We start from the raw sequence: 285 nt of genomic DNA, 5'->3' as shown, positions 1-285 counted from the left end.
GCCAATGTCGCCGTCGGCTCCTACGTGGCGCCGCCGCAGGCGGGCAGGGCGGACGCCGCCTATTATCCCGGCGCCGACGAGGTCGAGCGTGTGCGGTCGGCCCTGGCCTCCCACGGCACCAGGGTGCATGCCGCGCATCTCGACGTGCGCGACAGCGCGCTCACCGACCTCTTCTTTACCGAAGCGCAGGCGGCGATCGGCCCGGCCGACATCCTCGTCAACGCTGCCGGCACCACCGCCGAACAGCCGGTCTGCGGCCATTCCGACGCGCTTTGGGACAAGATC

General features: G+C 71.2%; 1 protein-coding gene. It reads left to right on the top strand.

Annotated elements, in window-relative coordinates:
* On the top strand, nucleotides 1–285 hold a 285-nt coding region (locus tag EN874_RS33280), incomplete at both ends, for an SDR family NAD(P)-dependent oxidoreductase (RefSeq protein WP_127428875.1).

The sequence above is a fragment of the Mesorhizobium sp. M1D.F.Ca.ET.231.01.1.1 genome, assembly GCF_003999155.2.
GTDB lineage: Bacteria > Pseudomonadota > Alphaproteobacteria > Rhizobiales > Rhizobiaceae > Mesorhizobium.
This window is presented reverse-complemented; position numbering and strand designations above follow the sequence as displayed.